The following is a 13380-nucleotide window of genomic DNA, read 5'->3' on the forward strand; positions in this document are numbered from 1 at the left end:
AATTATTTTGACACACTTATGAAAAAGGATTAGCTTCTGTTACCACTTCTGGCAGTGGAATAAACTCTGTTTCATCTGGCACGCTCGCAAAACGAGAGTCGCGCCAATCAGCTTTAGCTTGCTCTATTCGCTCTGGTCGGCTAGAGACAAAATTCCACCATTTGTAGCGTGTACCTAACGGCTCACCGCCAATAACAATACATCGAGCAGCATCTGTAGCAGAAACCTCAACTCGATCGCCTGACTCTAGAATAGCGAGACGATATTGCTCCATCGGTTCATCATTAATCCTCAACCCCTCGGTGACACTATATACTGCCCTTTGTGAATAATCTGTAGGGATAGTAAAGTGGGTGTTAGCAGACAACACTGCATCTAAATAGAGAATAGGTGAGAGAACTTTTACAGGTGAGGTATAGCCAAATGCTTGCCCAGCAATAAGTTTGATGATAACGCCATTCTCTTCCCAAGTGGGAAGGATTTCAGCCGGATAGTGAATGAACGTTGGCTCTGTTTCTTCGTGTTCAACAGGCAGAGCAACCCAGGTTTGAATGCCATGAATAGTAGTTTCTTGGTGACGGTCAAAGTCAGGTGAGCGTTCTGAATGGACAATCCCCTTTCCCGCCGTCATCCAGTTGACTGCACCTGGTTGGATTTCCTGCACAGTACCCAAACTATCGCGATGCATCAAAGCACCATCAAATAAATAAGTTACGGTTGCCAGATTGATATGAGGATGCGGTCGGACATCGATGCCTTGATTGGGGGGCATAACGGATGGGCCAAGATGATCGAAAAAGATAAACGGCCCAACCGTTTGGCGATTAGGATATGGCAAACTGCGGCGGGCAGAAAAACCACCCAGATTTTTAACTTCGGGTTCAATCAGTTGAAGAATTGCCATAAATAATCGCAGGTGATTAGTAAATGCTGTAATTATTATAAGTATATTTACTTGAAAATAAGCTAATCTGGATGAGTTATCTGTTTGTTTTGGAGAGTTTATGCCAGTGCGATCGCTTATTCTTTGATCGTTTTTTACTATTAAATATTAAACACAGCCCCCGTTAGTATTGTTTCTCAACCAGAGAGTCTTTTCACAAGTGCGATCGCTCACGTTTAACTTTCTTAAACTTCTGATCAAATTTCAGTTTCCTACTGTTAAGGAAATTAATTGCAACCAATTAGCTCAATTACTATTAGATTCTGCAAAGCCTCGTCCATTAGTACTAGATGCACGAAGTCAGACTGAGTATGCAGTCAGTCATCTTGAAACAGCAGTACGCATAGATCCTCTCACAGAGGACTTAACAGCAGTTACAACAGTTTCCCAAAATAGACCAATTGTTGTGTACTGTGCTGTTGGCTACCGAAGCGCAAAATTAGCCCAAAAACTGGATGAAGCCGGGATTAAGTGCATTTATAACTTGAGTGGTGGAATTTTTCAGTGGGCAAACCAAGGCAGGCCAATCTTTCAAAATGGGCATCCGACAAAGGTTGTACATCCTTACAATGCAATCTGGGGAAAATTACTAAAAGCTACTTACCATGCTCACGAGTGTTGACCTTTGGACTAAGAGCTTGTCAACATTCAGCAAGTAGAATAAAAGCAACGATAAAACTACTTATGCTGCATGTCTCAAGTTTCGATTGTCATTCCTACTTTAAACGAAGCAGTTAGCTTAGAGCGGACATTGCGCCAATTGACTTTACTTAATCCGCCTGCTTTTGAAGTGATAGTAGTAGATGGTGGTAGCGATGATGAGACAGTGGCAGTTGCAAAGCAATGCTTTGGGTCATTCAATCAATCGCTAGGCGTACAAGTTCTTTCATCTAAACAGCGTGGGCGTTCTATTCAGATGAATTATGGAGCATCGGCTGCAACTGGAGATATTCTTTGCTTTCTTCATGCAGATACTTGGGTGCCGGATGACTTAATCACTCTAATCGAGCAAACCCTAGTAGAGCCAACCATTGCTTGTGGGGGGTTCATTTCTCTGATGAGTGGATCTCAAACGACTCGCTGGGGCATCTCTCTACATAATTATCTAAAAACCTACTACGCACCACTGCTATTTAAGCCTCACCTGTTTTTTCGAGGATTGCGCCTGTTGTTCGGAGATCAGGTAATGTTTTGTCGTCGCACTGACTTTTGGGATTGCAATGGATTTGACGAGGCATTACCGATTATGGAAGATGGAGATTTATGCCTGAAATTGGTTAAAAAAGGACGCATTTATCTGGTGAACCGCATTGTTCACTCTTCAGATCGCCGTGTAGCAAAATGGGGTAGCTGGAAAGCAAACGCAATCTACCTTTACATCGGTTTTTTGTGGGGAATTGGCGTTGATGCAAATTATCTCAAACAATTTTATCAAGATATTCGCTGATTCAGGTTCCAATCATAGTAGAGATAGGAAATCGGCGTTGAAGCATTTATTGGCAAGTCTGTTTCTAAGTAAGAGCGGATATATTCTGGAATAGAGGATTTGACCTTAAGAAAATCTTGACGATACCATTTAAAGATTTTGCTACAGTAGAGCGTTTTACTAACTGAGTCATAACGGACTTTTTCAGAATTGTTAATGAAGCGACGGGTATCTTCATCTAACTGCTGAGTAACTTGTTGAGGAAAATAAGCTCCAGCACGCAGTAACGGGCAACCAACCGAAGCGCAGACTATTGCAAAATGAATTCGTGGCTCCTGCAATTGATTCCGCAGAATCTGGTTTTCTATTTGGGCTAAACTGTAATGCTTGTCAAATATATAATAAGCACGACGTTGGAAGAACCACAAAAAAGCCAACCAGTTGGGAATGCCTAAGATTCGCGGACGAATTGACTCAAGCGGGTATCTTTCTAAAATTGTCGAAATGGTGAACGCATTGTAAAGGTTGATCCACAATGCCAATTGCTCAGAAGTGTTGCTATTAGATGTAAAAGCCAGATTTTTTTGACTCGACAACCAATTAGCTAGCGCTTGAGGTTGCTCAGTTTTCCAAGCAATATAGTTTACACGACCCTGGCGATCGACATACTGACGCAACAACCTGTCCCAAGGTTCAAAATCTATCATTATTGCTGTGTTTATATGTTGGCCGTAGCTAAGGGAATTCTTTGCTTTCGCGATCGCAACGTAGAGTTGAATTTGTACAAGTATTTATTTAACGAATTATAACAATACCATCTTTGGCAACTTGAAATCAGCGATACACTGAGGAAAATTCCTTGAGGAAGCGTTGATGGCACGGTTAAACGGGGTTATAAGTGAAACGTCTGTAGAGGAATTGCCTACAGTTTCAGACAAAAATACGATTGCAATTGAAAATCCGCCTGAGCCAGTGGAGGATGCCCAAGATATTGACGATATATTGAACTCACTAAAAACCTTACTGAGTTCTTTAGAAAAGCTCCAAAAAGTCCGCCAGGAAGTGGGCGATATCAAACCGTTGATTGGGCGGATGCTTGATGGAGAACTAGTTGCTGGTGAAGAACTTGAGCAACTCAAGACAGGTGTGAGCAGTCTTTCTCGCCTTGTTCGTGCTTATAATGACCATCAAGTAGCGTTGGCCAAAGCACAACCTGCTAGAAACTTGCTAGATCAAGTACTGAAAGAACGTAAAGCTAATTGAGTTGAGACTGGGGATTAGGGAAGAAATTTTTTGGATTTTGGTTGGAGTTCTAATCTCTAATTTAACAAGCGATCGCACTTTTTTGAGAGAATGCGATCGCTTTTCCATCACTTGAAATCAAAGCTTTTTGGCGTTGACAATCAAAATTACCACAAAACAAGTATCAAGTATCACCTAACTTCACACAAGCAAATGACCCTTTGCATCAGATAGAATGCCGAATCATGCGACAATTACCTGTTGCATATTGGCAAGTTAAAGCGCTATAACTCAATGCACATAAGAAGAACTAGTGCAAGCAGTTAAAGAGTCTATGCTAATTCAACAAACAAAGCCTTAACCTCAATTTTTAATGGACTTTTACCCTAGAATATTAACAAATAATAAATATTCAAATGAATCAACAATTAGAGTTGCCATTTCAGAAGTTTTCTTCTAGCATTTCTAAATCTTTTGACAGTTCGTCTACATTCATCGATAACATGAAATTGCCAGTTCATCGATGGTTTAGATTTAGTGCAGGTTTCTCTGCACAATGGGTCGAAACTATAATTACTCAATTCCAAGAACGAGGAGAAATTACTGTCTTAGACCCATTCGCTGGTTCTGGTACAACCTTACTTGCATCTGAAAAGCTTGGAGTTGAATGTTTTGGAATTGAGGCTCATCCTTTTGTCGTGCGTATAGCAAGAGCTAAACTTTTATATCAAACTGACTCTGATGCCTATCTTGAACATATAAAAAAGGTTATAAAATATGCAGAAAATCTGCAACCATGTGTAGATACATACCCAACACTGATTCATAAATGCTTTACTATATCTTCACTTGAATCTCTAGATAGATTGCGCCAAGCTTGGGAAAAACTCGCTGATGATTCATCTCAATCCCAGTTAGTTTGGTTGACACTGATATCAATTCTTCGACATGTTTCTCATGCTGGAACTGCACCTTGGCAGTATATCTTACCAAATAAAAAGAAACAATCTTTCTTAGAGCCAATATCTGCTTTTGAGCTAATGGCAGAGAATATAGCTACAGATATGAAAATTGCAGTAAAAACAGCGGCTTCTAGTTCGACACTCATTCAATCTGATGCTCGGACTTGCCAGGGCATACCTGATAATTTTACCAACTTGGTAATCACCTCACCGCCATACGCTAATAATTATGATTATGCGGATGCTACACGTCTCGAAATGTGTTTTATGAAAGAAATTTCCGGTTGGACTGATTTGCAAACTATGGTGAGACAATACTTAATTCGTTCATGTTCACAGCACGTCACCAATAAGAATGTAAACATCGACGAAGTTCTAGCATCTCATGAATTATATCCAATCAAAGCTAGTATTATTGAAATCTGCCATCAATTGTCTCAAGAGCGACATTTACATGGAGGTAAAAAAAATTATCATTTGATGATTGCTTGCTATTTTCTTGACATGGCTAGAGTTTGGACAGCACTTCGTAGAGTATGTAAAAGTCCTGCAACAGTTTGCTTTGTAATTGGTGATTCTGCTCCCTATGGAATTTATATTCCGGTAATAGAATGGATGGGTTTATTAGCACAAGCAGCAGGATTTAAATCTTTTAAGTTTGAAAAAATTCGCGATCGTAATGTCAAATGGAAAAATCGCAAGCACAGAGTTCCTCTTTGCGAAGGTTGTTTGTGGGTTTACGGATAGGCTAATCACAAAAAAATTATTTTGTACAACTGTAATGGCAGAGTCATTGTCACATAAATGGGGTCAGATTTTAGGGAATCTCATCCAAGAATTTATTTGTGAAACACTTCAGCAAGTGGCCGATGAGCATGGTTTTTACTTAGACTATCAGAAGAAGCGCAAGGCACGAATTAGTAAAAAGGTATCATGGCAGGATCGCTATGGTAATTATCATGACCTTGACTATGTACTGGAGCGGGGAGGTACAGAAGAAACTCTTGGTCTTCCAGTGGCGTTTATTGAGACTGCATGGCGGCGTTACACCAAACATTCTAGAAATAAAGTTCAAGAAATTGAAGGAGCGCTTATTCCTCTGGCAGACACTTATAGTCAACTTAATCCATTTTTAGGTGCTATTCTCGCAGGTGTATTTACTCAAGGAGCGCTTGACCAATTAGAATCTAAGGGCTTTAAAATTTTGTATCTTAAGTATGAAAATATCATAAAATCATTTACATCAGTTGGCATAAATGCATCTTTCAATGAAAGTACATTAGAATCCGAGTTTCAAAATAAAATTGCTCAATGGAAAAAGTTATCAACTCCAGATATTAATAATATAAAAAATCAAATACTCAGCCTAGAAAAATATCAAATAGATAAATTTATCAATACTTTAGAACAATCGTTTGCTCGACTAGTCCACCAGGTAAATATCATTGTCCTACATGGTCTATCTCAAGAAGCGGAAACTATTAATAATGCTATTGAATACATCCAGAATTATTCAGAAAACCAACCTAAGTTTGCCCCAGCAATAAAGTACGAGATTGACATTCGTTATAATAACGGCGATATAATTCATGCGATGTTTAAAAATAAAACTGAAGCACTCAAATTTTTGAGAACATTTGTTTAAAGGCTAATTAAATAATTCGTAATTAAGTAATGATTAACATTGCACCTGCCATTGTAATACTAGGTCAAAATAGCGTGACAGTAGCACGCAAGATAATCAGCGTCTTACCAGGGGCAACATTATACGGTTTAGAGGGTCGCACATCGGAAGTTGATGTCAGCTTCACAAATTTTGGCGAGACGCTACGCGAGTTATTTATGCAGGGAAGGCCGCTGATTGGCATTTGTGCCGCTGGCATTTTAATTAGGACGTTAGCTCCGGTAATCTCGGATAAACGACAGGAACCACCAGTGCTAGCTGTGGCTGAAGATGGTAGTGCTGTTGTCCCTCTCTTGGGCGGACTTGGTGGAGTCAACGATTTAGCGCGTCGCATTGCCGAAGCCCTGGATGTCAAACCTGCAATTACGACCACAGGCGATTTACGTTTGGGCACAACGCTGTTATCTCCTCCTCCTGGATACCATTTAGCCAACCCAGATGATGCGAAGAAATTTATTTCAGATTTGCTAGCTGGGGCGCAAGTTAATCTCGAAGGAATAGCACCTTGGTTGAGCGATAGTAAATTACCGATAGATCCCAAGGGAGATTTGACCATCCAAGTTACAGAACGTTTGGTAACTCCTACAGCCAACTGCCTTGTTTACCACCCAGCAACGATCGCGATCGCAATTAATGGCATGATTGATGATGCAGTTGCTTTAGTACAACAGCTACTAGCTGATGCCAAACTAGAAAAAACATCAATAGCCGGGATATTTGCACCCATCACCGCCGCAGCCGATCCCGCAATCTACGCCGTAGCTAGCGCCTTGAAAGTGCCCACCCGCTTTTTTACCTCAAATCAGCTAGAAAGCTTACTTTCACAAGGTTATAGCCCCGCCCAAGCCGCAGCGATCGCCGCCACAGGCACATCTCCCTTATCTCTCTCATCTCCCCACATTGCGATCGCTATTGCCCCTCAAGTAATTGACCCTAACACCATCGGTCAGCCACGCGGACGGTTAGCGATTATTGGCACTGGCCCTGGTGGTTCGCTGTGGATGTCTCCAGAAGTGAAGGAGATACTCAAGTCGGCAACTGACCTAGTGGGTTATAAAACTTATTTAGATTTAGTTGGTTCTCTGGCTGATGGCAAGCAACGGCATGAATCTGACAACCGCGAAGAAGAAGCACGAGCAAAGATGGCCCTAGATTTGGCTGCATCTGGACGATATGTAGCTGTAGTTTCATCTGGCGACCCAGGCATCTATGCAATGGCAACAGCGGTTTTTGAGGTGTGCGATCGCTATGCTAAACCAGAATGGGACAGTATCGACATTCATGTGGCCTCAGGCATCTCTGCAATGCAGGCAGCAGCAGCAGCCATTGGTGCGCCCCTTGGGCATGACTTCTGTGCTATTTCTCTCTCTGACATCTTGAAACCTTGGTCTGCGATCGCCCAACGAATTGCGGCTGCTGCTGAGGCTGATTTCGTCATTGCTTTTTACAATCCTGTTTCCAAAGAGCGTACTTGGCAACTGGCAGAAGCAAGAAATATTTTGCTGCAACATCGAACACCAGATACACCAGTAGTATTGGCCCGAAATCTCGGTCGCCCAGGACAAACAGTAAAAGCGATCGCACTTGAGCAGTTAACGCCAGCAAGCGCTGATATGCGGACAATTATTCTTGTTGGTTCCACAAAAACCCGAACTATCAAACGCCGCGATGGTAATATCTGGGTTTATACGCCGCGTCGCTATACTCAACAATAGGCGCGATCGGCGCTGTCAGCCAAGAGGCTAAAAACTGTCTGACCATCGCCCAATTAGCTGGCGAAAAACCGCCAGTATGAATACAGTTATCTTCATTTAAAGTTACATCCTTGACCCAATGAAGTTGATTTTCGATTGACCAATGGTCACGAATAACCACCCATCCTTCCTGATGACTATAAACTGAAACGATACTCACAAAGTTTTGATAGGATTTATTTCCCCCGGTTTTTATTATTAGCTTAGACATTGTACTATTAACAACTTTCAAGTAATCATGTTTTATTTTCAAACCATAGGATTGTTAGGATACCTATTGCATAAGCAATAATATCTTTCCAATCAAATATACTTCCTAATGCAACGGCCAAAATCTTATATTTTTGCAATCCTAAATTATTTACAAAATTAAAATATTGAAGAAGCTCGATAGTACAAGAAAAAGCAAAAACTGATAAAGCGACTAGAGATGAATGTATATTCCAAAAAGCTTTGATAAAGCAATAAATTAGTATAACTACTAAAACGTCACCGATAAAAGGGCGAATGAAACTATCATTGACAAAAACAGCAATACATACTTCTATGAAAAAGAGTATAAGTGTGAGATAGAAATATTTTTTGTTGAAGATAAACATGGCAATCAATAGCGTTCAAAAAATTCCTGCTTTGACTATCAACTTCTTTAATTTTTGATAGACTCTGTTGAAAATTATATTATTACTGAGTAGGTTTCCAGTAGAGGCAATGTCTGTGAGTCGGCAAGCTCTATCTCAACGCCTTGCGAGCTTGCCCGCGCACTCTTGCAAAACCCACAACTACAACTATTGCTTGCTTGGTTGAGCATCAACGCTCGCTCTATGGGCTTGGTAAAAGCCGTGCGTCAGCGACACCGACGCACTGCTGCTATGTCACTTAACATTTGGACATTTGCCTTAACTTGACACCAATGGCATCTTGCCCACCCCACAATATTGGATAATTTATTTCTTGGAGTTCCCTAATTAACCAAAGTTGCAATCTTAAGTTGCCGAACATCACCTTTCCAAGCTGTCTCCAATTCAGCTTTGACAAGTTGAGCGGCCTCATCTTTGCCTAGTGCCTGCAAACTTGCCTGCAAGCCAAATAGAGAACGTCCATTATGGGGATATTTTTTTAAATCGGCACGAAAGACTTTCTCAGCTTCTCTATAGTCACCCTTAGCCAAAAGCACAGCACCCAAAGATTCTCGCGTCGGAAAGTACCAGTCTGGTGGTTCTACATAATTTAGGGCATCTTCTGCTACTACCGCTTTTTCTAGCAATTGGATGGCAGATTCATAATCATGCTTTTCTCTAGCAATTTTGGCGTCTAGAACTTTTGAGGCAATGTCTAAAATATTACTTGCAGGACTGAATCCAATAGTTGCCTCGGTGGAAATTCCCTGTTTGGCAGCCAGTAAGGCCCGACTTTCACTTGCTGCATCTTCAAGTTTGCCTGTGGCTGCACTTGCCATACCGCGAGCAAAATGCCAAAGTGCTGAGGTAGTGGGCAATTTAGCTTCGGGAGCAGGAGTTTTTAAGATGGCATCCCAATCACTAAAGCGTGTTTGAATCAGCATTTTGCTGCCGAGGAATCCCTCAAGCATTGGTACATAAGGGTCAATTGCAGTAACATTTGCAACTAATTTTTCTGCGGATTTCAGAGCATCTTCATATCTTCCTGCCATGCTACTAGCCACCATGAGGAAATGTACGTTGTGGTTGTAATACATCATGGGGTAAGTGCCCTGGACTTGATATTTTTTGATGTAAATATCATCTTGAGCGATCGCCTGCTTGTTTGCCTGCATTGCCCCTTCATAATCTCCCACACGAAAATAAATATGACTTGGCATGTGTACCAAGTGTCCCGCTGCTGGTGCTAGAGTTCCGAGTCGGTTAGCACTGACAAGGGCCTGTTCTGGAGAAGGTGAGGCTTCTACTGCATGGATATAGTAATGATTAGCTCCTGCATGATTCGGGTTACGTTTGAGAACTGATTCTAAAATAGCCACAATTTCTTCTGTATCTGGCTGTGGCTGACCATCTTTAGTCCAGTGCTGCCAAGGATGCAGATCCATCAGGCTTTCAGCGTAAAGTGTCGCTGCATCCAAATCATCAGGATAGCGCTTGACTAGGTTTCCCATTGCTTTGGCGTAATCTACCGCTAGTTGATACAAATCAGCATCGGTATCTTGAGAGTAACGTTTTGCTAAGGCGGTAATGTAGTCTCGTTCTTGGGTGGAAGCTTGGGTAGAAACGGCCAAAGCTTGCTGTACCGCTTGGTAAGCAGCTAATTCCCGATTGGGGTCTATTGGCGAGTTAATGTTAGGCCCCAAGGCTAAAGCAACACCCCAATATGCGATCGCTAAATGCGGATCGAGTTTGGCAGCGTATTGAAAAGAACGCAACGCCTCATCATGATTGAAAGCGTAAATTAAATTTAATCCCTGATCGAAAAACTTTTGGGCTTGGGGATTAGAAGTAGAAACTGGATGGTGGATTGTGCCAAGTCCAGATATTAAGTAGTATGGCTGTTTTACTTCAGTGTAGACGTGTTGGTGTAGGTTCTCGTCGAGAAGCGACTTGTTGTCAGACATCGCCGCGCTAGGAGCGACTAAAGAGAATATAAGCACCCAAACTATAAATAAGTACATCATGATTATTTTTCTTCAAGCTCTTTTTTAATATTCAATTGCCAGAGAGACTGGAAACGAGGAAAGTCCTATCAAACAAGGTTTTTAAGACTTTTGTGTACATCGGTAGCCCATCGTGAGAGGGGAGTTAGATATTCAATTTCCCTTCCCCCAAGGAAGAAGGGGTTAGGGGATGAGGGCGTGAGGGATTTGCAAAACGCCTGTCCGATATAGTTTTTGGCTTAAGTTGACACCAATGGTATGTAGTGTACTCGACTTAGATAAAGAGTGCTGTATTTACCATATCCAGTGGTAATAAGCCAAATTGCAGTTTATTATCATCGCTGTCTACCTGAAGTAATAAATAATTTTGTCTGAAGATAGAACAATAAAATGAGCCTTTCGCTCTTTTGGATATTACTTAAATTTCCAAAGATGAATTTCAAGGTTAAATAACTATGTACAATGGACAAAAATATTTGTCATAAAAACATCGTCAGATAGAAGAATTAAAAGTTTTCTAGAAGTAATCTATAAACATTACAGCGCTTTTCAAACACGAGAAAAGCAATCAACCAACATACTTTAGGAACAAGAAATATGAGTATCGAAGATAAAGCAAAAGCTTTTGCTAAAAACGTCGAAGGAAAAGTACAAGAGGCAATTGGCGAAGTAACTGGCGATCCTAAAGATAAAGCTGAAGGTAAAGCTAAACAAGCTGAAGCCCAAGTCCGTCATACCGCTGAGAATATTAAAGATGAAGTTAAAAAGACTTTAGAATAGTACAGCGCAATCGAGGTTTTACTCACTGTAACAAGTTGCTCAAGTAAGTAGATTTTGGCGGTAATGTAATAGGTGAAACTTTATTTAGGAAGAAGGTTTAAGTTAAATAATTATTTACTGAACCTTCTCCCTTTATTAACTCTATTTTTTGCCTAAGATTTTCAGGGATTTTGATAATAGCGATCGCAAAACATTTTCTCAATCTATTACTGATTTTTCCAAAGGTGCTAATTCATAATTAATATTCTATTTACCTATCTTTTAACACACATCCCAACATTACAAGATAACTCTACTGATTCTATTGTACTAAGAGTGTTATTAGGGTAATAATTTTTTGTCTGCCTACTTTTAGTTTTCGTCAGCTAAAGGTAGACGGATAGTAAATGTGCTACCCTTGCCTGGTTCAGATGTCACATCGATTGTGCCTTGATGTGCTTCGATAATACAGCGAGAAAGATATAGTCCCAAGCCACTACCAGAACGTTGGTGTTTCCCTTGACGAAATCGCTCGAATAATATTGCCTGATCTGGTTTAGAAATTCCTGGCCCTGTATCTCGGATATCAATATTCACAGCTACCGGAGTCAGATAGCAGTGAATATCTACAGAACCTTTATCTGTAAATTTGATAGCATTGCCGATGAGATTTGTCAAAACTCGCCGCAGTTCTAAGCGATCGCCCATAATGGTGCTTGCAGTTTCACCTCGATCGATGTTTACAGCTAATCCTTTTTCTTCAGCTAAAGGAGTTAATTCTTGGGAAACTTCACTCACTAATTCCTGAATATTGCAGGGAGAAATTTTTAAGGTTTTACAGCCCGCTTCATGACGATAAACTTCTAACAAGGTATTTACCATTTCCAGCAGGTCTTGATTGCTGCCAATCATGGTATCAATTATCTCTTGCAATTGTGGCGAAACATCGCAAAACCTGCCTTCCAGCAATAATTTTAATACGCGGTTGGAGGCTACTAAGGGTATACGTAAATCGTGAGTAAAACGCGAGACAAAATCTGCCCGGAGATTCGCCATCTGATCTCGTTCGTCGATACTATGCTTGAGGCGCAGGAGCGATCGCACCCTTGCATGTAGTTCATCAGGATCGAATGGTTTGCGAATGAAGTCATCTGCACCAGCGTCTAGTCCCTCAACAACGCTAGACTCATAGTGAGCCGTGAGCAGCAGAATCGGGATAAATGGCAACGCCTGATTCTGTCGGATGCGTCGAGTAAATTCATAGCCATCTAGCTCTGGCATCATCACATCTAAGAGAATTATGTCTGGCGGTGACTCTTCAACCATAGCCAGAGCAATCTTACTATCTTCTACCAAGCTAATTTCATAGTCCTCATCTTCTAGGACAGCTTCTAAGACGAGTAGATTGTCAAAAACATCATCGACAACGAGAATTTTATCTTTTTTGACAGTTTTAGGTAAAGACATGGCTTAAATAAAAAAGAAGTGCTTGGCTATCCCTAGCAAATCTAGTAATAGCTTACTTCACCAGTGCTGAGATTATTAAGGATTAACATTTTCTTTTAGAGTTTCCTGAGTTAAATACCTTTTGTCTACGTAATTAGACTGACTTTCTCTTGGGACTATGTGCTATTTATTTGACAAAATATTCTTTTTACAAGTATATTAGCCGCCTAAATTATCCAATTAATATGAGTGTCTGGGTGGTAGAGTGAATTATTTTAGTCGCTTTTATGTGCATAAGACCGCTCAAAGCAAGAATTATTACTTAATAATCACCTACTTTTACTTGCTACCAGATTGTTCATGAAAAATTGTTTAGCATAAAACATCGAGCGTTAGATTAATGTATAAAAATATTTTTTGATTGAATTATATTGTCATATCGAAACTCTTGCCTTAGAAAAGCTTACGAGATAAGGTTATCTATGTCTAATGGTAGATGAACTTCAGGGAATAATGCCAAACGCATTGCTTTTTGTATAAGATC

The 13380-nt window shown here is 40.6% G+C and carries 13 protein-coding genes; 7 read left to right on the plus strand and 6 right to left on the minus strand.

What is annotated here, in order from left to right:
- Positions 1-16 precede the first annotated feature (16 nt).
- Positions 17-904, minus strand: a complete 888-nt coding sequence (locus QUD05_RS13635) for a pirin family protein (RefSeq protein WP_289796530.1) — start codon at positions 902-904, stop codon at positions 17-19.
- Positions 905-1103: 199 nt separating this feature from the next.
- Here QUD05_RS13635 and QUD05_RS13640 point away from each other — a divergent pair, with 199 nt between their 5' ends.
- Positions 1104-1565, plus strand: a complete 462-nt coding sequence (locus QUD05_RS13640) for a rhodanese-like domain-containing protein (RefSeq protein WP_289796531.1) — start codon at positions 1104-1106, stop codon at positions 1563-1565.
- A gap of 69 nt (positions 1566-1634) precedes the next feature.
- Positions 1635-2390 (plus strand): TIGR04283 family arsenosugar biosynthesis glycosyltransferase, encoded by a 756-nt coding sequence (locus QUD05_RS13645; protein WP_289796532.1) that lies wholly within the window; start codon positions 1635-1637, stop codon positions 2388-2390.
- On the opposite strand, the gene QUD05_RS13650 is transcribed toward QUD05_RS13645, so the two are convergent.
- Positions 2375-3076, minus strand: coding sequence for a DUF547 domain-containing protein (locus QUD05_RS13650; RefSeq protein WP_289796533.1), 702 nt, complete (start codon positions 3074-3076; stop codon positions 2375-2377). The two genes, QUD05_RS13645 and QUD05_RS13650, sit on opposite strands and share 16 nt — an antisense overlap.
- Positions 3077-3242: 166 nt before the next feature.
- Between QUD05_RS13650 and QUD05_RS13655 the strand changes: the two genes are divergently transcribed.
- The 4 genes from QUD05_RS13655 to cobJ all read left to right on the plus strand — a co-directional run bounded on the left by QUD05_RS13655 (position 3243) and on the right by cobJ (position 7972).
- Entirely contained in the window at positions 3243-3632 is a 390-nt protein-coding gene (locus QUD05_RS13655) for a hypothetical protein (protein ID WP_289796534.1), read from the plus strand.
- A gap of 395 nt (positions 3633-4027) precedes the next feature.
- The gene (locus QUD05_RS13660; RefSeq protein ID WP_289796535.1) at positions 4028-5320 is read left to right on the plus strand and encodes a DNA methyltransferase; all 1293 of its coding nucleotides are present in this window, start codon (positions 4028-4030) and stop codon (positions 5318-5320) included.
- Positions 5321-5354: 34 nt separating this feature from the next.
- Entirely contained in the window at positions 5355-6218 is an 864-nt protein-coding gene (locus QUD05_RS13665) for a hypothetical protein (protein WP_289796536.1), read from the plus strand.
- Positions 6219-6247: 29 nt separating this feature from the next.
- Complete coding sequence (gene cobJ / locus QUD05_RS13670) at positions 6248-7972, plus strand: precorrin-3B C(17)-methyltransferase (RefSeq protein ID WP_289796537.1); 1725 nt, start codon at positions 6248-6250, stop codon at positions 7970-7972.
- Here the strand turns inward: cobJ and QUD05_RS13675 are convergent.
- The 3 genes from QUD05_RS13675 to QUD05_RS13685 all read right to left on the minus strand — a co-directional run bounded on the left by QUD05_RS13675 (position 7914) and on the right by QUD05_RS13685 (position 10652).
- A complete protein-coding gene (locus tag QUD05_RS13675) occupies positions 7914-8222 on the minus strand; it encodes a hypothetical protein (protein ID WP_289796538.1) in 309 nt (102 codons plus the stop codon). The genes cobJ and QUD05_RS13675 overlap by 59 nt on opposite strands.
- A gap of 25 nt (positions 8223-8247) precedes the next feature.
- Positions 8248-8610, minus strand: coding sequence for a ribosomal maturation YjgA family protein (locus QUD05_RS13680; protein ID WP_289799960.1), 363 nt, complete (start codon positions 8608-8610; stop codon positions 8248-8250).
- A gap of 362 nt (positions 8611-8972) precedes the next feature.
- Entirely contained in the window at positions 8973-10652 is a 1680-nt protein-coding gene (locus tag QUD05_RS13685; protein WP_289796539.1) for a tetratricopeptide repeat protein, read from the minus strand.
- A gap of 576 nt (positions 10653-11228) precedes the next feature.
- On the opposite strand from QUD05_RS13685, the gene QUD05_RS13690 reads away from it, so the two are divergent.
- Positions 11229-11411, plus strand: coding sequence for a CsbD family protein (locus QUD05_RS13690; protein WP_289796540.1), 183 nt, complete (start codon positions 11229-11231; stop codon positions 11409-11411).
- Positions 11412-11762: 351 nt separating this feature from the next.
- Here QUD05_RS13690 and QUD05_RS13695 read toward each other — a convergent pair whose 3' ends face one another.
- Positions 11763-12857, minus strand: a complete 1095-nt coding sequence (locus QUD05_RS13695) for a hybrid sensor histidine kinase/response regulator (RefSeq protein WP_289796541.1) — start codon at positions 12855-12857, stop codon at positions 11763-11765.
- Positions 12858-13380 lie beyond the last annotated feature (523 nt).

Origin of the sequence: Nostoc sp. GT001 (assembly GCF_030382115.1) — a bacterium.
GTDB lineage: Bacteria > Cyanobacteriota > Cyanobacteriia > Cyanobacteriales > Nostocaceae > Nostoc.

What these genes read in the sequence shown, in the direction of transcription:
- QUD05_RS13665 (WP_289796536.1), top strand. Translation starts at nt 5,355, where the DNA reads ATGGCAGAGTCATTGTCACATAAATGGGGTCAGATTTTAGGGAATCTC.
- cobJ (WP_289796537.1), top strand. Translation starts at nt 6,248, where the DNA reads ATGATTAACATTGCACCTGCCATTGTAATACTAGGTCAAAATAGCGTG.
- QUD05_RS13660 (WP_289796535.1), top strand. Translation starts at nt 4,028, where the DNA reads ATGAATCAACAATTAGAGTTGCCATTTCAGAAGTTTTCTTCTAGCATT.
- QUD05_RS13685 (WP_289796539.1), bottom strand. Translation starts at nt 10,652, where the DNA reads ATGATGTACTTATTTATAGTTTGGGTGCTTATATTCTCTTTAGTCGCT.
- QUD05_RS13680 (WP_289799960.1), bottom strand. Translation starts at nt 8,610, where the DNA reads ATGTTTATCTTCAACAAAAAATATTTCTATCTCACACTTATACTCTTT.
- QUD05_RS13655 (WP_289796534.1), top strand. Translation starts at nt 3,243, where the DNA reads ATGGCACGGTTAAACGGGGTTATAAGTGAAACGTCTGTAGAGGAATTG.
- QUD05_RS13650 (WP_289796533.1), bottom strand. Translation starts at nt 3,076, where the DNA reads ATGATAGATTTTGAACCTTGGGACAGGTTGTTGCGTCAGTATGTCGAT.
- QUD05_RS13690 (WP_289796540.1), top strand. Translation starts at nt 11,229, where the DNA reads ATGAGTATCGAAGATAAAGCAAAAGCTTTTGCTAAAAACGTCGAAGGA.
- QUD05_RS13635 (WP_289796530.1), bottom strand. Translation starts at nt 904, where the DNA reads ATGGCAATTCTTCAACTGATTGAACCCGAAGTTAAAAATCTGGGTGGT.
- QUD05_RS13645 (WP_289796532.1), top strand. Translation starts at nt 1,635, where the DNA reads ATGTCTCAAGTTTCGATTGTCATTCCTACTTTAAACGAAGCAGTTAGC.
- QUD05_RS13695 (WP_289796541.1), bottom strand. Translation starts at nt 12,857, where the DNA reads ATGTCTTTACCTAAAACTGTCAAAAAAGATAAAATTCTCGTTGTCGAT.
- QUD05_RS13675 (WP_289796538.1), bottom strand. Translation starts at nt 8,222, where the DNA reads ATGTCTAAGCTAATAATAAAAACCGGGGGAAATAAATCCTATCAAAAC.